Below are 21,501 nucleotides of genomic sequence, written 5' to 3' on the forward strand. Positions count from 1 at the left end.
TCTACCAGAAACGGTTCTCTTCCACCGCTTTCAAAAGCCGCTCCATATCTTCTGGATAGATCTCTCCGATATTGCCGATGCGGAAGGTATCTGCCTGCGAGATTTTGCCTGGGTAGATCACAAAACCCGCTTTTTTCAGCCGGTCATAGAAGGCTTGGAAAGAAAACGCTTCTTGATCCGGGTAGTAAATCGACGTGATGAAAGGAGATTGCGACTCTTTGGTCAGCAGGATGCGGAATCCGAGACGCTCCAAACCTTCTGCCAGGATCTCTTGGTTGCGCTTGTAGCGCTCGTAGCGTTTTGCGACACCACCCTCTGCTTCCAGCTCAACCAACGCCTGGTAGAAAGCACGCACCACATGAGTTGGGGATGTGAACCGCCACTTGCCATTATGCTTCTCCATCGTTTCCCACTGGTCGTATAAATCGAGTGAAAGTGTACGCGCACGGCATTTGCATGCGATAAGCTCCGTTGTTTTAGCGACAATGAAGCCAAAACCAGGTACACCCTGAATACATTTGTTTGCGCTGGAGATCAGGTAGTCGATATGCAGGTCTGCGATGTCCATCGGTACACCACCGAAGCTGCTCATGGCCTCCACGATAAAGGTTTTGCCAAATCGTTTGGCTGCCTCACCGATGCGCTTTTTGCGCCTCATCGTGACTCTTTTTGATCGCGCAGATCCCTTGACCTGCCGTTCCTACACCCGCACACAAAGGCAGACCTTCACTCTCTGACCATTCCCCCACTACATCAGCGACCTTTTGACACAGCTTATCGACATCCTCCTTCGAGGACATCATAGCCAGCAGCGTGACCTTGTTGTGGTAGCCAAAGATGAGCAGACGATTCGTTTCCAGCTTTCTTTTGATGCGTGCAATCAAACCGCACCACCACCCGAAGTTTGATGTAGATGAGCGCTCCATGCTGAACATCGGGAAGCTTTTTATAGGAATCGTACTGGATTATTTGGCAGTCGAGTAGCTTTGGATGGAACACATAACCGACAGCCCGTCTTTCACCCGTTAAGAGGCAGGCTGCCTTTCTTCCTTCATCCATTCAAAAAAAAGACCACGCAGCAAATGCTGGTGACCTTTTGTAGCCATATCGGTTGCTATTTTTCCAGGGCAGCTTCCACAGCGGCAATCGCGTGAATCTCTGTCGTATCGTACACCGCCACAGAGCAGTCCGTTTGTGTAATCAACAGACCGATTTCCGTGCACCCGAGGATTATGGCCTCCGCGCCTTCTTCGATCAGTTTATCGATGATGCGCAGGTAAACCTGCTTTGACTCCTCACGAATGATGCCCCGGCACAGCTCCTCGTAGATGATCGCATGCACAGCCTCTCTTTCCGCTTCATCGGGGAGCAGTACCTCCAGCCCGTGCTCCTGCTGCAGACGACCGGTATAAAACGCTTGCTCCATCGTAAAGCGTGTGGCGAGCAAGCCGACTCGTTGATACCCGTCCGCTTTGATCTTGCCCGCTGTCGCATCCGCGATGTGAATAAACGGCAAAGAAGAAGCCCCCTGTATCGCATACGCCAGCTTGTGCATCGTATTGGTGCAAAGGACGATCATGTCTGCTCCTGCTGCCTGTAGACTGCGAGCGGCATTCGCCATATGCGTGCCAGCTTCCTCCCACTTTCCTGCATGCTGCAGCTCTTCTATCTCAGCAAAGTCGACCGAATACAGGATGCATTTCGCCGAATGCAAGCCTCCCAACCGATCTCTCACCGCTTCGTTCACCTTTTGATAGTACATCTGGGAAGACTCCCAGCTCATGCCGCCGATCAGTCCAATTGTTCTCATTCCCACTCCCCCTCCATGTTCTCATTCTTCCTGTATCTTCTCATCGTTCTCTCATTTCTCCTGCCCTGATACCCCTCGAAATTCCGTCTTTACCCAAGCCCTCCCCTTGCTCGTGTCGAGTGAGGTATCAAGCGGAATCCCCAGCTCTCGGGCTTTTTCAGCAGACAAGATCTCCCCATGTACCAGCTCGGGAGCATAGCCGAAATCTTTCGCCATGCTCCGGCAAAACGTGTAGTAGCTCGCTTTTTCCTCCGGTCCCAAGTGAAGGGTGCCTTTGTGCGAGCTTGTCACGAGCTCTGCTACTGCACGGCCCAAATCCTCCACATGAACGAATGACTTGTACAGATTTTCAGTGCGTACAACTCCTCTGCCTTCCTGAAGCTCGCTGACCAATGCCTTTGTCCGTTTGTCCCAGATGCCTTGCACATTCTTTCCATAGATGGGCCCAAAACGCAGAATGAGGTGATGATCATGCTGTTCACGTACCATCTGCTCCCCCATGATTTTGGCCAGGCAGTAGCCTGCCAGTGGATTTCTTTCATCCAGCAGCTCCCATTCTTCTTGCTCGGTGAACGGGCCTGGCTTATTGCCGAACACGCCATCCGTGGAAAGATAGATCAATTTTGCCTGTTTCGGTATATGGGCGAGCAGTACCCGCATGCCTATTTCGATCAGCTCTTGGGCATCCGCGCTATCATTCCCCCGAAGGGCCCATATGAGGACGTCCGGTGAAGCTGCAGAGACCAGCGCCGCAAAAGTCTCTGCGTCCTTCACATTGACCCGAGTCCATCCCGGCTGGATCGCGCCCGAAAAGCAGGTGGCGACGACTTCATGCTCTTGGCTCGTCCTCAGGCAGCTGTCTATTTGCGCCCCCAGATAGCCGCTTCCCCCCAGCAGCAGGATCCGTTGCCTTTTCATCGCATCCCTTCCCCTTCCTCTGTCCATTCCCTGTTTATTCCAGTACAATATACCTCAGAGAGCCCACCATGATCTACCAAAAAGAGGAAGGTCCGAGAGGGGGATGTTACCATGAGTAAAAAAATCGTGCTGGCTGGCGGCTCCGGCTTTCTGGGAAACGCCTTGGCTGATTTTCTCGCTGCAAAGGGATTTGAGGTCGTAATTCTGACTCGAGGGAATTCTCGGGCAGCTGGATCTATCCGCTATCTGCAATGGGATGGCGCGACAAGAGGAGCTTGGACAGATGCAATCGATGGCAGCTATGCCGTCATCAACTTTACCGGCAAAAGCGTCAACTGCTTGTACACGCCCAAAAACAAAGAGGAAATCATTCGTTCTCGCCTGGATTCCGTGCGAGTCCTGACCGAAGCGATTCTGGCAAGCGCAAAGCCTCCCGCTGTCTTTGTGCAAGCCGGCTCTCTCGCTATTTTCGGCGATACGCTGCAGGAATGCGACGAGAATGCCCCGCATGGCACAGGCTTTTCCGTGCAGGTTTGCCAGCGGTGGGAGCAGGCGTTTTTTGAACGCGAGCTGACGCATACACGCAAGGTCATGCTGCGGATCGGCTTTGCGCTGGGGAAAAATGGCGGTGCCCTCGAGCCTCTCGCCAAGCTTGCTTCGATGCGACTCGGCGGCACTGTCGGCAGTGGGAATCAATACATTAGCTGGCTGCATGTAGATGACTTGAACGAGATGTTTTTCTATGCCATGGAAAACGAGCAGGTCAGCGGCATCGTCAATGCTACGGGTCCAAAGCCGGTTACCAACCGTGAGTTCATGCAGACACTTCGCAAGGTATTGAACAAGGGCTGGGCTCCTCCGACTCCTGCACCCTTCGTCTGGCTCGGCGCTTATCTAGTCATGCGAACGGACCCTAGTCTCGCTTTGACTGGCCGCAATTGTGTCCCGGCGAAACTGCTAGAGAGCGGCTTTTCCTTTGGTCACATCGATCTAGAGGCAGCGCTGCGAGATCTGCTCGTACCGGAGAAGGCCAACGCGTAAGCTCTCTGTAGAAAATCAAAAAAGGCAGCGATAGACCTTTCCGTCATTCGCTGCCTTTTCGTATTGTGCCTTAGGTCCCGCAATAGGTTTGATAAGGATAATGCGAGGGTGCAGGCAAAGCCGCGTACTCTTCCTGATCGGTCGTATACGCAAACGGCCTTGCAAGCACGTCCAGCAGCCTTTCCAGCACGCTGAAATCTCCTGTCACTGCCGCGTCCAACGCTGCCTCTACGCGATGGTTGCGAGGGATGACAGCTGGATTGTTCTGGCGCATCAGCTGCAGAGATTCCTCCTTGGACTGCGGCTGTCTGTCCCACCTTGCTTGCCATTGCCCCAGCCATTCGGTAAATTCCGGTGTGCCAAACATCGCCGACTCTTGCGGCTTATCCAGCGTGAGGGCTCGGAACGTATTCGTATAGTCGGCTTTCTCTTTTTCCATCAATTTGAGCAAGCTCTCTACAAGCGATCCGTCCTGCTCCTCTTCCGTAAAGAGCCCCAGCTTCGCCCTCATCCCATTTAGCCATTCCCCCGTATACTGCTCGGCAAAACCTGCAAGTGCTCCTTCTGCCGCTTTGACTGCCTGCTCCTGATCGTCATGCAGCAGCGGGAGAAGCGTTTCCGCAAATCTCGAGAGATTCCACACGGCAATATACGGCTGATTCGCATAGGCGTAGCGCCCCTGCTCGTCAATCGAGCTAAAGACGGTGGCTGGATCGAACGTGTCCATGAAGGCGCACGGACCGTAGTCAATGGTTTCTCCACTCAGGGCCATGTTGTCAGTGTTCATCACGCCGTGAATGAAGCCGACCAGCTGCCATTTGGCAATCAGCGCAGCCTGCCGTTTGATCACTTCTTTCAGAAGGAACAAATAGCGGTTTTCCCCCTCGTCCGGTTTCGCAAAATGCCTCTCGAGGTTGTAGTCCGCCAAGGCCTGCAGCTCCTCCTGAGTCCCCCATTTGGCGGCATATTGAAACGTGCCCACGCGAATATGGCTGGCAGCCACACGAGTCAAAACGGCACCGGGCAAATACGTTTCGCGAATGATATTCTCGCCCGTGGTCACGACAGCCAGGCTGCGCGTGGTAGGAATCCCAAGAGCGTGCATCGCTTCGCTGATGATGTACTCGCGAAGCATCGGCCCAAGTGCCGCGCGCCCGTCGCCACGCCGGGAATAAGGCGTCCGTCCCGCCCCTTTCAGCTGAATGTCAAACCGCTGTCCATCCGGTGTCACTTGTTCGCCGAGCAGGACCGCCCTGCCATCCCCCAGCATCGTAAAATAGCCGAATTGATGCCCGGCATAGGCTTGCGCCAGCGGCAGAGCACCTTCGGGAATCTGGCTGCCTGCAAGAGCTTCCACGCCATCCTCCCTTTTCAGCGCATCACTATTTAACCCAAGTGAACCTGCCAAAGCTTCATTCAGGATGACCAGCTTTGGCGAGCGAGCAGGGGTTGGCTGTTGCTCGGTAAAGAAGGTTTGAGGCAAACGAGCATAACTGTTGTCGAAATTCCATCCAGCACTGCGACCTGCTTTTTTCTCTGTCATTGTAACTCCTTTTTCTATGCGTCATTGGGTTTGCAGCCTTCTATTTCTGCACAGAATTGCCCTTATTATTGTTTACTTTTGCCATTCTATTATAACGTGTTTCGTGCACCAGACGCGTGCCCTTTCCGCTTTCAAAGTGTAGGGAATGAAAAAAAGCCTCCCTGCATGAGGAAGGCTGATCGCACCTTGCTGTAATCTTGCTCTCTTTTATACCCCGTACCAGTTCAGGCCTTGCTTGCCCAGGTCGACCCAGACGCTCTTCGTATGCGTATACATGTCCATCGCCTGCATCCCCAGCTCGCGACCAAAGCCGCTCTGCTTCGTACCGCCAAACGGTGTGGTGCTGTCGAGCATGGAATACGTATTAATGTACACCGTTCCTGCGTGCAGGCCACGTGCCATGCGATGTGCGCGTTTCAAATCGTTGGTCCAAACACCGGAAGCGAGTCCATAGGTCGTTTCGTTAGCCAGACGGAGCGCGTCCTCTTCGTCCTTGAAGCGAATGACCGAGATGACCGGACCAAAAATTTCTTCACGGGCAATGGTCATGTTGTTCGTCACATTTTCAAAGATGGTTGGTGTGAAGAAATAGCCGGTGCCTGCCTGCGGATTGCGTTTGCCGCCCAGCACGAGGTTGGCTCCTTCCTCCAGTCCCTTTTCTACATAGTGCTCGATCCGCTCCAGCTGAGCCATCGATACTTGTGGACCCATTTGCGTGGCAGGATCGAGCGGGTTGCCGACCCGAATGGTTTGCGCCTTTTTGCTGAAAGCATCCAAGAAGCGGTCGTAGACGCTGTCCTGTACGAACAGACGAGAACCCGCCGCGCACACTTGGCCTTGCGCAAAGTAAATTCCGAAGAGGGCGCCATTCACGGCATCGTCCAGCTCTGCGTCGGCGAAGACGATGTTTGGCGATTTGCCTCCAAGCTCAAGTGTTACAGGCTTGAGATGCTTGCTTGCCGCCTGCATGATCAGTCTGCCTGTCGAGGTAGAACCCGTAAAGGCGATTTTGTCTACATCCGGATGAGAAGACAGCGCGTCTCCCGCAACGGCGCCGAACCCGGGAACTACGTTGATTACGCCATCCGGGATTCCCGCTTCCTGAAATACCTTTGCCAGCTCCAGCATGCTGATCGGCGTCTGCTCCGCCGGCTTGATGACGATGGTGTTGCCCGCTGCCAGAGCCGGAGCCAGCTTCCACATCGCCAGCATGAGCGGGAAGTTCCACGGCACGATCGCTCCAATGACGCCTAGTGGCTCTCGCAGCGTGTAGTTGAAGCGATTCCCAGGAGAAGCCAGCGTCTCTCCCTGCACTTTGTTGGCGAGTCCCGCGTAGAATTCCAGCACATCGATGGTTGCGGGCATCGCAATGTACTTCGTTTCGTTGATCGGCAAGCCGTTGTCACTGGACTCTACCTCTGCGAGATAATCGAGCTTCTCCCACATTTTTTGTGCGGCACGGTACAGCAGCCTGCCGCGATCACTTGGCGCCATTTCCGCCCAAGCTCCGGTTTCAAACGCTTTGCGCGCAGCTTTTACCGCCAGATCAACGTCCTGCGCCCCCGCTTCAGCCACCACGCCGTTTACTTCTCCCGTCGCCGGATTGAACGAATCGAATGTCTTGCCTGACAAAGCATCTACCCATTTTCCATCAATGAACAATTGGTATGATTGTGCCATCTTAATCTCCCCCGATTCCCATTTGATTGATCTTACATGGCAGCGCTACTTTTTCTCAGGCAAGTCCAAGGTAGGTGTCTGATCGAAGAAATTCCACGGCTTGAGCATCGCGTGCACCCACTCCGTCGGCATGATCGGCCATTCCTCTGCCCGAGCTACGTGCGTCGTGCCCGTGGTCATCCACACCACATTATCTGTGTTCTCGATGGAGTCGTTGTTTGCGGTAAACTCCTTCAAGCCTGTATCCGTCTTCGCACGGTTCGGGTATTCTCCCTCTGGATAGCGCTCGTCTGGATTGTATTTGGTGACCCAGATTTGTTTGTCCATAAAATTCACGCGGTTGTACAGCCACTCGTCCTTGCTGAACATAGCTCCTTTTGCCACCGGATGTGTTCCTCCAGCGTACGGCATGATCTGATAGGAAACCGGATTTCCGACTTTGTTTTCCTTGGAAGGATTGCTCAGCAGGCGAATCGTGGACGGGTCAAAGGTCTGGATTGCGTCCTGCTCCGTGGTCACGGTCTTTTGCTCGGTAACAATCACGCTCTTGCGCGGGCCACCTGCTGTATTTTCGGCGATCTGCGGATTGACCTCTGTCAACGTATTGTTCTCGCCATCCACATCGAGATCGAGGCGGAAGTTGTAAATGTGCTGGTGAGTCGTTCCGACGATGTTGTGATCGATCAACGTGCCGTAGCGGGTATCCTCCTTCGCAGTCGGATCGTGCATCGTGGAGGATTTCACGGCCTTCACTGCTTCGATACCTGTCGCGCCCACATCGATCTTGATCGTTCCGTTCGGAGACAGGATCCAGTCGAAAATGTAGTCGTAGTTGCCCACAGTACTGATCCAGCGAACGACCAGCTCACGGCGCTCGCGGCTTACGTTGTCTTTTCCCATCTCCTGGTGCTTGAATTCCGGTCCGGCGTATTGCTCAAAGATCGCCATGGCATTTGGAATCGTGTACGGGTTTCCGTCGTTGTCCGAGATGGTCGCCTCGAGCAGCTGCGCGTTATCCGGTACGTCCGTGCCCTTTTCCAGCGGAGAGGTCAATACTCCCATCCCGTAGTCCCCGGAGTCCAGATACGCTTTGAAATACCAGCCCACGTCCGGATCGCCATAAGGAACAATCATCCCGCCCAGCGAGCCCTCGTACATGATTTTGCGCTTGATGCCATTGTCGTTGTACGTCATCGTCGACAGGACGGGACCTACGCGTGAATCCATCCGGAGGTGGAAGTCCCAGTTGCCCCAATGGATCGTATTACCGTCAAAGCTGTAGTTTTTCCCTTGCGGCTCCGTGATCGTGAGCGGCTTGACGTTTTGCTTCGCTTGCTGGCTGCGGCCATCGTAAGGAGTCGGCTTCAAAGGCACCGGGATTACGCCTGCGTCTTCGATCTTGATCACTTTCTTTTGCTCCAGGTCCACGATAGCTACCAGATTTTCGATCGGGTGCGCCCAGTAGTTTCCGTCTCCCACATCCAGGTAAGAGACGACCTTCAGCAGACGCAGGTCCTGCTTCAAGCCATCTGCCTCGTTGAAATACCCGACGGTGAGCGGAGTCGCAACTACCTTTTTCACGTCATTGATCCCCCGTTTTTTCAGGGCATCCGCATACTCACTGCTCTGCTCGATTGCGGCTTGGACAGTCTGGAAGTCATCCAAGATGACCATCCCGTGTGCCCCCTCGACTTCCTTCCAGGAGACGAGCTTCTTCGTCGCGAGGTTTACCTGTGCCTCGATGACCTTTTTGCCATCCAGCATCACGACATTCGCTTCTCTCTCAAATGCGCCCTTTTGCCCGTATACCCAGCTCCATACCTTGCTTTTTTCCGGCTCCTTCAACGAGATTTGCGTAAAGCGCATGCTCTGTTTATAGGATTCGGACGCTTTGACAGCGCTTACAACACTGTTAATCTCTTCTGCTGTCAACGGATTCAATGGATGCTCCACCTTTTGAACCGAAACCGTCTGATCCAGCTCGGATTGGAATACTTCGTTGAGGAAATGATGCGTTACGTACAACGATCCATTTTTATAGACAACGGGCGCCTCCAGCTGGATAGAAGTACCATTTACCAGCACCTGTGACTGATTCGGCTTCAATGTTACAATGGTGCCATTCCGCTTCACTTGCGCCGTTTGGGTTTTGCTATCCCAAGCAACGGTTCCCCCGAATTCCTCCACCATCGCCCGGAGTGGAAGGTATTCTGCCTCTCCGCCATGTGCATTTGCCTTCTGCGCGAATGGCACTGACGGCGACAGCGCAAAGGTCAAAGCCGTTCCTAACGCTGCCGTGGATAGGACGAGTTGTTTTGGCAGCTTCTTTCTTTCGCTTTTCTGTGGATGCATGAAAGATCCCCCCGCTTGTTCGTGTTTACACACTCATTGTAGGGGCAGGCTGCGACAAATGTATTGTAAATTTCGGAACTATCAGTTTCTTGGCGTTTATATCATACTATTGGTAGCTATGTATCACGCGTGAACCTGACGATTTTGTAAAGGTGGTTATGGATGAATGAATCGCTTTGAAATCGCCGCCAATCTACCTCCTGTGCAGTACGGGTTTCGTCTGGAAACCAGCAGCTATCAGGAAAAGCTCGTCCCTTATCAAGGCCAGACCGTCCTCTATTACCAATACGTTATGGGAACGTCTGTCCATGCCATTCGCGTCGTACCTGATGGCTGCATGGATGTGCTGATCTGCTGTGATCCCCTTCGCCCTCATTCCCTGATGTGCGGGACCATTCTGAAAGGGGAAACCATTCCCTTTCATGCTGGCGCCACCTATTTCGGTGTACGTCTCACGCCCTTGCAAAGCTTGTATCTGTCCCCCACTCCGTTTCGCGATCTGATCGACCGTCAGCCAAATGTGAGTGACGTCATGCATGGAGCTGAAAGTCTCTGTGATGACATCGCGGAGCTGGAGCTGTTTGAGGAGCGCATCGCGCATTTCGAGAAATATTTGCTGCCGAAGCTGCTGTCATCCGAGCAGCCTACTGGACTGCTTCCCTATTGCTTGCAGCAAATCTATCAATCCAAAGGGAACGTGACTGTCGATACTCTCGCAGATGACATCGGCCTATCCAGCCGCTATATCCGCAAAAAGTTCGTCGACACACTCGGGCTCTCGCCGAAGCAGTACAGCCGCATCACTCGCTTTCAAAATACACTCTCTGCCATGATGAACCGGACGAGCACTTCGGGAACGATCGCCAACGAGCATGGCTACTACGATCAGGCTCATTTCATCAAGGATTTCAAGCATTTTAGCCTGTTCACTCCGATGCAGATCATCATGCTTTTGCAAACTCCCCCACTCTAGTCCCTGCAGACAGCAAAAAGTCCACCTCAGATAAGGTGGACTGCTGATCCTTCCTCTTATGCCGTTTTTCCAGACTGGTTCGAATCCGCATGCGATAGCTTTTTCTTGTACTTGGCATAGTAGATCAGGGTGAGGAAAACCAGCCATGGAACTCCGATAATCCAGGAGACGTTCCAGAACTCGGTATCCAAGCCCATGGTAATCAAGATCGCGGCGATCAGTACGATCCCGATGATCTGCAGGACCGGAAACAACGGTGCACGGACAGGAAGCTTCTCTCCTCCATTTTGCTCCCATTGCTTGCGGAATTTCAAATGCGACAAAAGCGTCAACAGCCAAACATACAAGGCACCGAACAAGGCAATTCCAAACAAGTAGTTATACGCCAACGGACTGATTTTGGAGATGAGAGCTGCGAGCGCCACACCAATGCTCGACAGCAGCAGGGCGTTGACCGGTGTGCCGTCCTTGTTCAGTTTGCCAAAAGACTCTGGTGCGTAGTTGCTGCGCGACAAGGAAAAGATCATCCGCGAAGTCATGTACAGATTGGTATTCATGCTGGACAAGGCTGCTGTCAGGACGACGAAGTTCATGATACCTGCTGCAGCGGATATCCCGACGTGATCAAAAACGAGAACAAACGGGCTTTGGGCGATTTCCTTTGCACCTGCATGGATCCAAGGAACGACAGCGATCATGATTCCCATCGCGAGGAAGTAAAAGATGATCAAACGGACAACCATCGTACGCATCGCCCGAGGAACAGCCGAACGCGGGTCCTTGGCCTCCCCAGCCGTCACAGCGATGACTTCTACCCCGACAAAGCTGAAGATCGCCATCAGCACCGCCATCCATACGCCGCCAAACCCGTGCGGCAAAAATCCGTCATGCTTGGTAAAGTTTTCAAAGCCGACTGCTGGTGTCCCGATCCCCAGCACGACCGCGATACCGAAAATGATGAAAGCAATAATAGCTACTACCTTGATCATAGCGAACCAATACTCAATGCTGCCGAAGTTCTCAACCGAACGAGAATTGACGTAGAGCAATGCCGCACCAAATCCGAGGGTCCAGACCCATACCGGAATGTCAGGAAACCAGTATGTCATGTAGATGCCGACCGCGACCGCTTCTCCGCCTACCGCAATGACCTGCGCGGCCCAGTACGTCCAGCGAGAGGTAAAGCCTGCCCAGCCGCCCAAATACTTTTCTGCATAGACCCCGAAGGATCCAGCAGTCGGATGGGCGACAGCCATTTCCGAGAGAGAGAACATCATGATCACGGCGATAAACGCTGCAATCACATAGCTGAGGATGACTCCCGGCCCTGCGTAGCTGATTGCGATGGCACTCCCCATAAACAGCCCGGTTCCAATCGCTCCCCCGAGCCCGATCATCGTCAGCTGACTTTTGGTTAATCCTCGGTGTAGACCTGATTCACGTTCGAGAAAGTTGTCCTTATCCTTCATACAGTTGCCCCCCGTCATGACTTTCGATTTCAAATATTGCGAATTAACCTGTCGTACCTGCCTCGGCCTGCTGTTCACCACGGTTTCGCTGCCCCCATACCATGAACACGTCGACCGCTTTTCCTGCGACAATCAAAGAGAGAAGCGTAAAAATCGAGTGCAGCGCATCCGATACCAGCCAGGAAGCGATAACGATCAGGGCGTTCATGGCGATCATCATTTTGCCGATCGTAGCGGCTGGCCAAATCTTGTTCAGAACCACGCAAGCGATATCGACACCGCCTGTCGTTCCACCGGCACGTAGGACCAATGCAATCCCCGCCCCACTGACTATGCCCCCGAGCAGCACTCCTGCCAGCGGCTGATGCCAACCGGGAAGGAAAGAAAATACCCATAAGAACAGCGACAAACTCACCATACCGACCAAGCTGTTGACGACAAATTTGCGCCCGACGAATCGGTAACCTAGCAGAAATAGCGGTACATTTAGCAAGAAGTAAATCAGTCCGAGGGAGATCGGGAGAAAGTAGCCGAGCAAAACAGCTACTCCCCCCAAGCCTGGAGCTGTGATTTCATTGGGCTGCATGAATAGGTAGTACGCGAGCGCCACCAATGCGGTACCCGCCAAAATCATGCTCCATTCCTTCCCGAGCGATTTTACGAGGGACGCGTTGTTCATCGATTCCCAAGAGCAGCCAACGCGTCGATCGCTGCCTTTACTTCTTGCTCTGTGTTGTAGAAGTGCGGAGCGATCCGAATCACATCGTTGCGAGCCGAGACCAGGATTCCTTTTTCTTTGAGAATGGCTTCCGCTTTGGAGGCTTGCGGAATGTAGATGGCCGTGTTGGCTGCCTTTTGGCTCAAATCGAGAGGGCTCATCACCCCCAGCCCTTTTTCCTGCGCGTAGGCAATCGCCGTACGGGACAGGCTTTGCAGATAAGCTTCAATCCGGTCTACCCCGATTTCGTTTAGCATGCCGATGCTTGCCGCCGCCGCGTAGCCATTGATCATCGGAGGGGTCCCCGTCTCAAAGCGACGTGCTGCCTGGGCAAAATCCAGTTGCTTGATGTCAAACGCAAACGGGCTGACACGCCCGAACCAGCCTGTTACGACTGGCGTAAGCTTTTCCGCTACCTCTTTGCGGACATACAAGAAAGCAATCCCCGGGATTCCCAGCATGTACTTTTGGACGCCCGCTGCCAGAAAATCAATGTCCATCGCTTTTACGTCAATCTGCACGCTTCCCGCAGACTGATAGGCGTCTACGAACAGATACGAGCCTTTTTTATGGACGATCTGGGCGATTTGCTTGACATCCTGCTTGAAGCCGTTGTAATACGATACGTGGGGAATCGACGTAATCAGGGTCTGTTCATTCACCGACTCGCTGTAGTACGCTAGCGGTATAACAGAATCTGCCGATGGAAGAAACTGCACCTGTGCGCCTCGTTTCTGCTGGGCCAGCCACACGTGACCGATGCTGGGAAAATCCATTTCGGTCGTGACGATCTGATTGCGTTCCCCCGAGAAGTCCAGGGCAGTAGCAACAGAAGAGGCACAGTCTGAAACAGAGGACAGCACCGCGATCTCTTCCGGAGAAGCGTTGATCAGTCGGGCGAACTGTCCTTTGGCTTCCTCCACCTTATCCATCCACAGATTCCAGTCCATCCCGGTGTAGCGCAAGGTGTCCACATAAGCCCGATGAAGGAGCTGGAGAGAAGGCACATCCTCTCTAAAAATGGCGGCTTGTACACCATCGAGGATGAAGAGATGCTGTACCGCTCCGTCTTGGATGGCCTATCGATGTAATACCTTCACGATACAGGAAGAGCTCGACCGGAATCAGTAAAGCACTTTACACTTTTCGCATTTCGCGCCAAATTTCTGACTATGAATATGGGGAGAAAAAGGAGGCTTGCTGGATGAAGCTATGGGTATTTTTGATCCTAGTGTTCGGTGGACTCTTGCTGTTTGGGGGCGCTTACGAGTTCTTTTCGCGGAGAAAACGAAAGGTACGGCTGACTCCCGATAAGTACGAACAAACCTACACGGAGCAGCTGCTGCAGGACACGCGGGATTCCATAAACAGGACGGACAGTTAAGCATGCCTGCCGACAAAAAAAAGAATGCCTCTACCTAGAGAGAGACATTCCAAAAGAAATATTATCGAAATCATCTGGGCCGAGCGCATAGGACACCCGTACCCCATGCGCGTTTTTGATGGCAAAGGCGACTTGGTGGAGATATCCATCCCAGGATGCATCCAGATCCCCGTTCTTGGCAATCTGTCCTGCTGCTTCCGCGTTGTCCCAAATGCTGATAAAGGTGGCCTTTGGGTAGTCACGCATCACCTGATTGACAATGCGAAGTGCCAATATTTTTCGTTCCAGCTCCTGACCTTTTGGCGGCAGACTGGAATAGACGATAAACTCGTCTGGCTTGGCAGCTTTGTTCTCTACGAAGATGGAAATGTCATCGGAGGAAAGATATTTTTCCACTCGTGCTTCCACGGACGAAACGGTTTTTTCTTTTTCATGCGGCTCTCCATGCGTCTTTACATCCGCGCATCCTGACAATATCATCAGGAGGATCAGAGCAAGAGCCACGCTGGCTTTTCCTTTGCCCACCAATTATTCCCCTTTTCTTTTTTATCGGCTTATAAAATTCCATATTTTCCTGATAATTCCTTCTTTCCGATTGATTTACTTGTCCAACTCCATTTGTCCAAGCTAGCCAGCCCCTTCACGATGACAATTAATGGAACCCTTCTCGCCGAAAACGAACAGAGCCAGTTCCCCCTGAGGACTTGGCTCTGTTTCCCTTATCTTTTCTTTGATTTTCTACTGCTTTTGACGCTGCGGCGCTTCTTCCCTTTTTTCCAGTGCCAGCTGCTCGCTTTTTCTTCCCTTTTCCTTTTTGATTGCTTTTCGCACTCTTATTGTAAGCGACGGAGCCAGGTCCTCCGCCAACTGCATGCTGCTGCTTCGTATTCAGGCTTTCAATGGCGGCATTGGTTCCGCCAGTACTGTCCGTTCCCCCGCCGCCTGCCACTTGGGTAGCCGAATTGTTGCCATTCAGTGGGGATTTAACAACCATGCGTTTATTTCCTTTTTGAAAAATCACTGTCAGCTTGTCATCCGAACGTGCCATATCGCCTTCATCCTTTTTTCTCGGACTTATCCTATAGCCAATGCATGCGGCGGACAAATTGTGTGGGACCGTGTGACGCCTCGGCAAAAATATGCCAACGCCACGCTGCAGCCCGGTTCAATCGAGTTTTGGTCGTCCTCAAAAAGATTTGAGATGTGCGTGTATATAAAAACGAGAATGGACCATAATAAAGTCATCGAGCTCGGTGGTGTGTTATTCAAACAGGCTTTAGTCTTCTAGGAGGCGATGTGCCATGGATGATTTACACGATCACCCAGCGAGTAAGGGAAAACCGTTCACTGCAATAGACTTCTAGCTTCATTACGGAGGTAGATGCGTCGCACGTGATTATCGGTAACACCCTAAAACCTAACGAGCTCGATGAATACCGTCACCTTTATGGTGGCGGTTATTTACATTCGGAAAACGGAGAAAAAAGCTCCGGTTCGTAGGGCCACCTCACTGGGGTCATTCCAATCGAAAAAACATACGATCTCGCCGTGTGCCATGCGGTGCTGCTGCATCTGTCCGAACCTGTGCGCCTGCTCACATAACACCCACTGGATCTTCGTTTGCGCCAAAGCCCAGGATGAAGTCCATCAGGATGACGCCAACAGAAGGATCCTTCGCTTCCTGCAGGAATCTGGCAATACGGGAGGACGGGTCGATCATCGGATGCGGTTTGCCGTTCGTAAAGTCATCATCGCCCATATCCAGGAAGGTGTGCGCCTTGCTCTCATGCAGGTTTTTCAGCTTGTAATCCGGGTTCTTCTGGATGTTGCTGTATACGTCTTCAAACGTTTCCATCGCGATGTACATCGCCTCATCGCACAAGGTACAGCCGCAGAACAGTCCACGCACGTATTTTTGCTCAGGAGTCAGCTTGGCGCGGACTTCTTCAATCAGCGGCCAGTTCAGAGCGCGCTTGTTGATTTCATCTTCGTTTGCTCCTGCCAAAACCACGGCTTTGAGAGCCGCTTCCTTCGAGGTTTTCGCGAAATGCGCGCCTGCCGCGAGGACCGCTTCTTCTTTACCACCGATGAAGTACACGACTACTGGCTTTTTGCAGTCTTTCACTTGTGCCAGCACTTTTTCTTCCACGCTTGGTGCTGGAGGCTTGGAGATCAGCACGATGACTTTTGTCGCTTCATCCTCGTCCAACGCTTTGATTCCATCCAGCATCATGATGCCGCCTACTTGCTCGCTCAGATCGCGACCGCCTGTACCGATCAGCTGGGTGATCCCGCCGCCGAAGTCGTGAATGCGTACGCTCACCTATTGGCTGCCTGTTCCCGAAGCAGCTACGATCCCGATGCTTCCTTTGCGAACGGCATTTCCGAAGCACAGGGCTACGTTTCCGATAATCGCAGTACCGCAGTCAGGTCCCATCATCAAGAGGCCTTTTTCGTGCGCGTATTGCTTCAAAGAAATTTCTTCCTCGATGCTGACGTTGTCGCTAAACAGCATGACGTGCAGGTCGTTTTCCAATGCCTTGCGCGCTTCTCTCGCGGCAAACGCACCGTTCACGGAGATGATGGCGAGGTTTGCTTCCGGGATGCTTTTGGCAGCCGAGTCGATGGTTGCATACTTGATCTCGCTCGCGCCTTTGGTTACGCCTTTCTTGGCGAAAAGCTCCTCGATGCCAGCGAAAGCGTCGTCGCAAAGCTCGTCCGTCTCTGCTTTCACAACGATCATCAGATCACTGCTTTTCGCCTCTTCGATTTCTGGAATCAAAAGTCCGACGTTGCGCAGGACTTCCTTGTTCATTTCCGTACCCATCGCGATAACCGCTTGTTCCACACCTGGAAGCTGGTTCGCTTTTGTCGACAAGGACATCAGCGACACGGAATCAAAATAGGTACTCTTCTTGATCACGACTTTGATAGACATACGTTACCTCCCGTTTCTAATTGGAGCATGAGTCCGCTGACCAGCCCCATCGTCAGATCTGTACCCGACGACGAGCCGATGCTGAGCACTTTGTCCAAAGAGCGAATGACGTCTTCGACCGTTCCCTCGATGGCGGCTTGGAGCAGACTTACGATCGATTCTCTTACCTGGCCGACCGCTGCTTTTTTGAGCATCATGTAACTGATTTCGTTCGTTCGCTGGCGTGTAGCGAGGGCAAGCTTTTCGAAAAATGGGTATGGCAAACAGCACGGAGCGTTCGGCAGATGATAGACGCTAAACAATCCCGCAAGATAATCGTCTCCTGATGGCGTCAATCCAGGTCCGAGCCCCACGAGCCCAATCGCGAGCTCGCATGCCTCGGACCACCTGCCAAGAGCCAGCGACTGATACAGCTGACTCGTTCTCGCACCCAAGAGCGCCGAGACTTCTGCTTCAAAAACATTGGCTGGCGATGACGTCTTTTTCAAACCGCCCGGCTTTCCATGAGCGGCTACGTACTCCTTTATGACAGCAACATGCTCCCGCAGCTTCTGATCCTTTTCCGGATAAACCGGGAGCCTGCATTCCCATTGCTTGGCCTGCTGCCAGGTTAACGCCAGTGCCTGACCGATGAACAACGCACCGTCTCTCACAAACACTGGGTCGTCCACCGCTACTCCCAGGTTTTGAAAGCGCTTTCGATCCGTCACTAGCGTATTTGGCCCGTTATCCAGCTCCACACAGGCGATCGTGAACAGCTCTTCCTTCTCTCTGCAATGCAGGTTGATCGTCCTGTCAAAAAGGCTGTGAACAGACCCGCTAAACACGCCACTGGCGACTTGATTCAGAAAATCGGCATCACTCGACAATGCTTGAGCTTGTATCACGCTCGTTTAGTACGCCCCGGCATCGAGCAGGATTTGCTCGATTTCCTTGAAGCCTTTTTGTCTTGCCAGCGTAAGTGGTGTGACGCCGTATTTGTCCACCATATTCACGTTTACTCCGTGTTCGATGAGCAGCTTGATGATCGTCTGCTGTCTCTCACCGCCGTCATTCAAAATGATCGCTTCGATGAGCGGTGTCCAACCGACAAAATTGGTATGGTTCACATTGATGTCAGTGGTGGTGAGGAGCTCACGCACGATTTCCACATGACCTTTTTCGCAAGCAGGGGTAATCCCTACGCCGCCGAAGCGAGTCAACAGCTCGAGGTTCGTACCTGCTTTGACCATCAGCTTCACAAGCTCCAATTTGCCGTTGATGCAGCCGTACAGGAACGGATTGAAGCAGGTTTCATCCTGCAGATCAATATCTGCCCCAGCCTCGATCAAATACTCGACTGCGTTGTAGTGATCGTTCATCGCCGCCAGCAAAATTGCGGTTCTTTTCTGCTTGTTTCGCGCATTGATATCGACGCCTTGCGCTACGTAATTTTGGAGTGCTGCGATATTGCCCTCGCTCGCTGCTGCAAGGAACGATTGTACGAGTTGATTATCAGCCATGTTGTACCTCCTGCTATCCTAGTCAGCCTATCAAAAAGAACAGATTGCACAATCAAATCCCTATGATATAGTTGACTGGTATAAAACGCCGCCTACCGTAGATAGACGGGTGAAATAGCGGGTATGAAACCCCTGCAGCCTTATTGTAGGCAGGATCCACTCTGTCGTCATTGTGTATCGAAACTAAAAAAGAATCGGCTTCGTTGTGCACAATGCACAATTCTTATTCCTAGCAGCCTACTTGGAAAGGAGTGCCACCAAGTGCTCACGATCAAAGACCTGCTTCAGATCAAATCGATAGACGGCATGCGCATCATCGCCGGAGAGCAAGGCATCAACAACGTCGTCTCGATCGTCAACATCATGGAAAACCCGGACGCTTTTGACTGGCTTACTCCCAATGAGCTGCTCTTGTCGACCGGTTATATTTTCAAAGATAACGAGGAACTGCAAAACCGGATCATCAAGGAGCTGGCTGAAATCAACTGCTCTGGCTTGTGTATCAAGATGCATCGCTACTTCGATGAAATCCCGCAAAACATGATCGATCTGGCCAACCAATACGGACTGCCGCTGTTGGCCCTGCCGTTTGAGTACACCTTGTCCAAAGTGATCGCGATCATCAACGAAAAGGCGTCGGGAAGGTACGACCTGCTTAACCGCAAATCGCTCGACATGCACAACTCGCTGTTCCGCATCGCGCTGGAAGGCGGCGGTATCGATCGGATCTCTGCCGAGCTGTCAGACAACATCAACAACCCGATCCTCTTTCTAGACCGGGACTGGAACCTGCTGCACTACACGGAGGTCAAGGACAATCCCATCCCGCTCGCCTCCTGCCTGCATCTGGTACGAAACCGCCCTGTCTTCACCAAAGAATTCACGGATACGATCCCCCGCAACATCAGCCAGATCAAGAAATCGGTGAAACGGATCTATCATTCCAAAGGCCGGGAAATCAAATGCCGCATCCTGCCGGTCGCAGTCGCCAACTACATTTACGGCTATATCATCGTATGGCAAACGATGCGGGAGCTGACCGAGTTTGACTACATCGTTCTGGAGCAGTCCTCCACCATTCTTGCGCTGGAGAGGATACGCACCCGTGAGCTCGAGGAGGTCAAGCTGACGATCCGGCAGGACTTTTTTGATGATCTGCTCACGGGAAAGCTCACCTCGATCGATTCGATCCAGCCGCTGTGCGATCTGCACGGAATCAACGCGAACTACATGTACTACTGCATGGTCATTACGATTGAGCCTGACGTGGTGGGCAGTCTCGAAGACATGGTCGTCCGAAAATATGAGCAGGACCTGATCGCGAAAAAATGTGTCGACCTCGTTTATGAACACGCCAGCTCTGCCAATGGGGAAATCATGTGCTTTTACCGCAATAACCGCGTCATCGTGCTGGTTGGGCAAAACGAGTACAGACCCACCATTACGATCAGTGAAGCGAAGCAGTTTGCCGATGAGCTGTACGAGACGCTGCTGGCCAAGGTCAAGAAAACGACCTTTTCTGTCGGGATTGGTCGTCAGTACAAGACCATCACCTCTTTGCACAAGAGCTTTTCCGAAGCCCACGAAGCCATCCGGCTCATGCACAAATTCAATGGGAAGGGTGCCGTCTCGCACTTTGAAGACTATTCCATCTATCACTTTCTCGAATCCAATATCAAGGCAAGCGAGCTGGAGGATTTCTTTTTAAAACGACTGGGGAAAGTCCATGAGCACGATCTTGGATTTGGAACCAGCTTCATGACGACGCTTGAGAGCTATTTTTCTCATAATCAAAACGTGAGCGAAGCAGCGAAAGCTCTGTTCATCCATCGCAACACGTTCATTTATCGAATCGACAAGATCAAGGAGATTCTCGGCACGGACCTCAAGCACTCCGAGGAGCTGCTGCAGATCCAGCTCGCCCTGAAAATCTACAAGCTATTGCAAAAGGAATGAATCCTATCTATGTAATCCGGGCCCATCCCAATCTTGCGGGATGGGCCTGACTTCTTTGTGGTTACATCTTAGTCGTCTTCAAAATTCTCTTCAATCTCACGCAGTTGGTTCAGCGCTACGCGAAGAGCCCGGATGGCTTGTTCCAATGCACGCTCCAATTCACGAATTTCCCGAAGCGCGTTTTCTTCATTTCTTCCATATCCCATGCAAAATCTCCCCTATCTCCATATTTTGCGATCGGAAAGCGTACAACCAGAGCTTGTTCCTATCGCTAGAAGCATTTGTATGTAAAAAAGGGACAGCCCGTTCAAACTTTGGGGCAAGATTGGGTAGCCAAGCCGGTAATTTTGATGATTTTACCCAGAGTGAAAGGGATAACTGACAGTGAAAAGTCCGTTTACTACTGCTGCACCATTTGGTAGGAGAATGTATAAAGGGCCCTCCAGGGCAAGCCAGCCTACACGAATAACGTGCGGGTGCTTACCGGAGTGGCCCTCTCTTGTTGCGTATGTTTAGTTGTGGATGTATTTTTCAAAGACTTTGCCGAAGTCTTTCACGACGTATTTCTCATGCGTGTCCTTGAGCCAGTCAAAGGTGTACTGATTCAGCGTCTGAAACTGTGTCGCGACATCGGCGGAAAGCTTCAACGCGCTACTGATTGTGCTTTGGGCTACATGGAGGCTTTCCTGCGCGTGCTGCATGGCCACTTCGTTCTCATGCGTCATCGAGGATATTTTGATCAGAGCCTTATACAAATCCTTGAGCGCTTCCAAATGCTTTTTGTTCACATCGATCGAGTAGTGCTCCGCCCCCATCGTGAACTTGATTTCCACATCCAGATCTACCGTGCCCGCCGTTTCCAGCGAGACGTCCGTAATTTTATGCGTATGGTAGGAAAAACGGCGCAGCGTCCGCTTTTTGCTGGTTGCGCTCGTCCCATCGAGATGAATGAGCGCCAGGTTGGTAAAGCAGTACTCATCTGATTTAGACTTGATCAGGAAGTAGATCTTCTCGTTATCCTCGTGCATGACGTAGTCGTCGGAGTCCACCTTGTCGTAATCGGACGGCTTCACGACCACCCCAACATCGCTTAATCCCAAAACATCCGCTGCCAGCTTGCCAAACATCGTCCATCTCCCCCTTTTTCTGGGCATATTGACCTCACAACCAGTAGTACGCTAGGCGGTGTGCCTGGTTGCACGATTCTAGTATAATGC

19 protein-coding genes and 2 pseudogenes are annotated in these 21,501 nt (G+C 52.3%); 4 read left to right on the forward strand and 17 right to left on the reverse strand.

Annotated elements, in window-relative coordinates; genetic code table 11:
* Nucleotide 1 precedes the first annotated feature (1 nt).
* The 4 genes and pseudogenes from EDM55_RS20850 to EDM55_RS20860 form a co-directional block, all read right to left on the reverse strand.
* A pseudogene (locus tag EDM55_RS20850) lies at nucleotides 2-646 on the reverse strand (2-aminoethylphosphonate--pyruvate transaminase); the annotation flags it as partial.
* On the reverse strand, nucleotides 633-884 hold the full coding sequence (locus EDM55_RS29990) for a CdaR family protein (protein WP_141295710.1): 252 nt from the start codon (nucleotides 882-884) through the stop codon (nucleotides 633-635). The pseudogene EDM55_RS20850 and the gene EDM55_RS29990, both read right to left, overlap by 14 nt.
* 230 nt (nucleotides 885-1,114) lie before the next feature.
* Entirely contained in the window at nucleotides 1,115-1,810 is a 696-nt protein-coding gene (locus tag EDM55_RS20855) for an aspartate/glutamate racemase family protein (RefSeq protein ID WP_122961292.1), read from the reverse strand.
* 51 nt (nucleotides 1,811-1,861) lie between these two features.
* Nucleotides 1,862-2,728, reverse strand: a complete 867-nt coding sequence (locus tag EDM55_RS20860) for a sugar nucleotide-binding protein (RefSeq protein ID WP_092274538.1) — start codon at nucleotides 2,726-2,728, stop codon at nucleotides 1,862-1,864.
* A 111-nt stretch (nucleotides 2,729-2,839) separates the two neighbouring features.
* On the opposite strand from EDM55_RS20860, the gene EDM55_RS20865 reads away from it, so the two are divergent.
* Nucleotides 2,840-3,769, forward strand: coding sequence for a TIGR01777 family oxidoreductase (locus EDM55_RS20865; protein WP_122961293.1), 930 nt, complete (start codon nucleotides 2,840-2,842; stop codon nucleotides 3,767-3,769).
* A 70-nt stretch (nucleotides 3,770-3,839) separates the two neighbouring features.
* Here EDM55_RS20865 and EDM55_RS20870 read toward each other — a convergent pair whose 3' ends face one another.
* The 3 genes from EDM55_RS20870 to tynA all read right to left on the reverse strand — a co-directional run bounded on the left by EDM55_RS20870 (nucleotide 3,840) and on the right by tynA (nucleotide 9,344).
* Nucleotides 3,840-5,312, reverse strand: a complete 1,473-nt coding sequence (locus EDM55_RS20870; RefSeq protein WP_122961294.1) for a protein adenylyltransferase SelO — start codon at nucleotides 5,310-5,312, stop codon at nucleotides 3,840-3,842.
* Between the two features lie 207 nt (nucleotides 5,313-5,519).
* Nucleotides 5,520-6,992 (reverse strand): aldehyde dehydrogenase family protein, encoded by a 1,473-nt coding sequence (locus EDM55_RS20875; protein ID WP_122961295.1) that lies wholly within the window; start codon nucleotides 6,990-6,992, stop codon nucleotides 5,520-5,522.
* Nucleotides 6,993-7,037: 45 nt separating this feature from the next.
* Nucleotides 7,038-9,344: a primary-amine oxidase gene (tynA, locus tag EDM55_RS20880; protein ID WP_092274526.1), complete on the reverse strand. Its 2,307-nt coding sequence runs from the start codon at nucleotides 9,342-9,344 to the stop codon at nucleotides 7,038-7,040.
* Between the two features lie 166 nt (nucleotides 9,345-9,510).
* Between tynA and EDM55_RS20885 the strand changes: the two genes are divergently transcribed.
* Nucleotides 9,511-10,317: a helix-turn-helix domain-containing protein gene (locus EDM55_RS20885; RefSeq protein ID WP_092274523.1), complete on the forward strand. Its 807-nt coding sequence runs from the start codon at nucleotides 9,511-9,513 to the stop codon at nucleotides 10,315-10,317.
* Nucleotides 10,318-10,373: 56 nt separating this feature from the next.
* Here EDM55_RS20885 and EDM55_RS20890 read toward each other — a convergent pair whose 3' ends face one another.
* Genes EDM55_RS20890 through EDM55_RS20900 form a run of 3 tightly spaced genes read right to left on the reverse strand, consistent with a single transcriptional unit; the run spans nucleotide 10,374 to nucleotide 13,469 of the window.
* Entirely contained in the window at nucleotides 10,374-11,786 is a 1,413-nt protein-coding gene (locus tag EDM55_RS20890) for an amino acid permease (RefSeq protein WP_122961296.1), read from the reverse strand.
* Nucleotides 11,787-11,829: 43 nt separating this feature from the next.
* Nucleotides 11,830-12,465, reverse strand: a complete 636-nt coding sequence (locus EDM55_RS20895) for a YitT family protein (RefSeq protein WP_092274520.1) — start codon at nucleotides 12,463-12,465, stop codon at nucleotides 11,830-11,832.
* Complete coding sequence (locus tag EDM55_RS20900; RefSeq protein ID WP_246071038.1) at nucleotides 12,462-13,469, reverse strand: aminotransferase class V-fold PLP-dependent enzyme; 1,008 nt, start codon at nucleotides 13,467-13,469, stop codon at nucleotides 12,462-12,464. Before EDM55_RS20900 ends, EDM55_RS20895 begins: the two co-directional genes overlap by 4 nt.
* Before the next feature lie 239 nt (nucleotides 13,470-13,708).
* Between EDM55_RS20900 and EDM55_RS20905 the strand changes: the two genes are divergently transcribed.
* A complete protein-coding gene (locus tag EDM55_RS20905) occupies nucleotides 13,709-13,888 on the forward strand; it encodes a hypothetical protein (protein WP_092274517.1) in 180 nt (59 codons plus the stop codon).
* Nucleotides 13,889-13,918: 30 nt separating this feature from the next.
* Here EDM55_RS20905 and EDM55_RS20910 read toward each other — a convergent pair whose 3' ends face one another.
* The 5 genes and pseudogenes from EDM55_RS20910 to EDM55_RS20930 form a co-directional block, all read right to left on the reverse strand.
* Complete coding sequence (locus EDM55_RS20910; protein ID WP_122961297.1) at nucleotides 13,919-14,413, reverse strand: hypothetical protein; 495 nt, start codon at nucleotides 14,411-14,413, stop codon at nucleotides 13,919-13,921.
* A 127-nt stretch (nucleotides 14,414-14,540) separates the two neighbouring features.
* On the reverse strand, nucleotides 14,541-14,936 hold the full coding sequence (locus EDM55_RS20915) for a hypothetical protein (RefSeq protein ID WP_122961298.1): 396 nt from the start codon (nucleotides 14,934-14,936) through the stop codon (nucleotides 14,541-14,543).
* Between the two features lie 549 nt (nucleotides 14,937-15,485).
* Nucleotides 15,486-16,826, reverse strand: a pseudogene (gene fdrA / locus EDM55_RS31315) (acyl-CoA synthetase FdrA); the annotation flags it as partial.
* Nucleotides 16,808-17,713 (reverse strand): oxamate carbamoyltransferase subunit AllH family protein, encoded by a 906-nt coding sequence (locus EDM55_RS20925; RefSeq protein ID WP_246071041.1) that lies wholly within the window; start codon nucleotides 17,711-17,713, stop codon nucleotides 16,808-16,810. The pseudogene fdrA and the gene EDM55_RS20925, both read right to left, overlap by 19 nt.
* 6 nt (nucleotides 17,714-17,719) lie before the next feature.
* Nucleotides 17,720-18,328 carry an ankyrin repeat domain-containing protein gene (locus EDM55_RS20930; RefSeq protein ID WP_122961299.1) on the reverse strand — a complete coding sequence of 203 codons (609 nt, stop codon included), beginning with the start codon at nucleotides 18,326-18,328 and terminating at the stop codon, nucleotides 17,720-17,722.
* A gap of 261 nt (nucleotides 18,329-18,589) precedes the next feature.
* Between EDM55_RS20930 and EDM55_RS20935 the strand changes: the two genes are divergently transcribed.
* The gene (locus EDM55_RS20935) at nucleotides 18,590-20,284 is read left to right on the forward strand and encodes a PucR family transcriptional regulator (protein WP_122961300.1); all 1,695 of its coding nucleotides are present in this window, start codon (nucleotides 18,590-18,592) and stop codon (nucleotides 20,282-20,284) included.
* 68 nt (nucleotides 20,285-20,352) lie between these two features.
* Here the strand turns inward: EDM55_RS20935 and EDM55_RS30405 are convergent, their stop codons facing one another.
* Both EDM55_RS30405 and EDM55_RS20940 read right to left on the reverse strand, forming a co-directional pair.
* Complete coding sequence (locus EDM55_RS30405) at nucleotides 20,353-20,490, reverse strand: hypothetical protein (protein ID WP_170184444.1); 138 nt, start codon at nucleotides 20,488-20,490, stop codon at nucleotides 20,353-20,355.
* A gap of 306 nt (nucleotides 20,491-20,796) precedes the next feature.
* Nucleotides 20,797-21,411 (reverse strand): PH domain-containing protein, encoded by a 615-nt coding sequence (locus EDM55_RS20940; protein ID WP_122961301.1) that lies wholly within the window; start codon nucleotides 21,409-21,411, stop codon nucleotides 20,797-20,799.
* Between the last annotated feature and the right edge of the window lie 90 nt (nucleotides 21,412-21,501).

This window comes from Brevibacillus centrosporus (assembly GCF_003710815.1).
GTDB lineage: Bacteria > Bacillota > Bacilli > Brevibacillales > Brevibacillaceae > Brevibacillus > Brevibacillus centrosporus.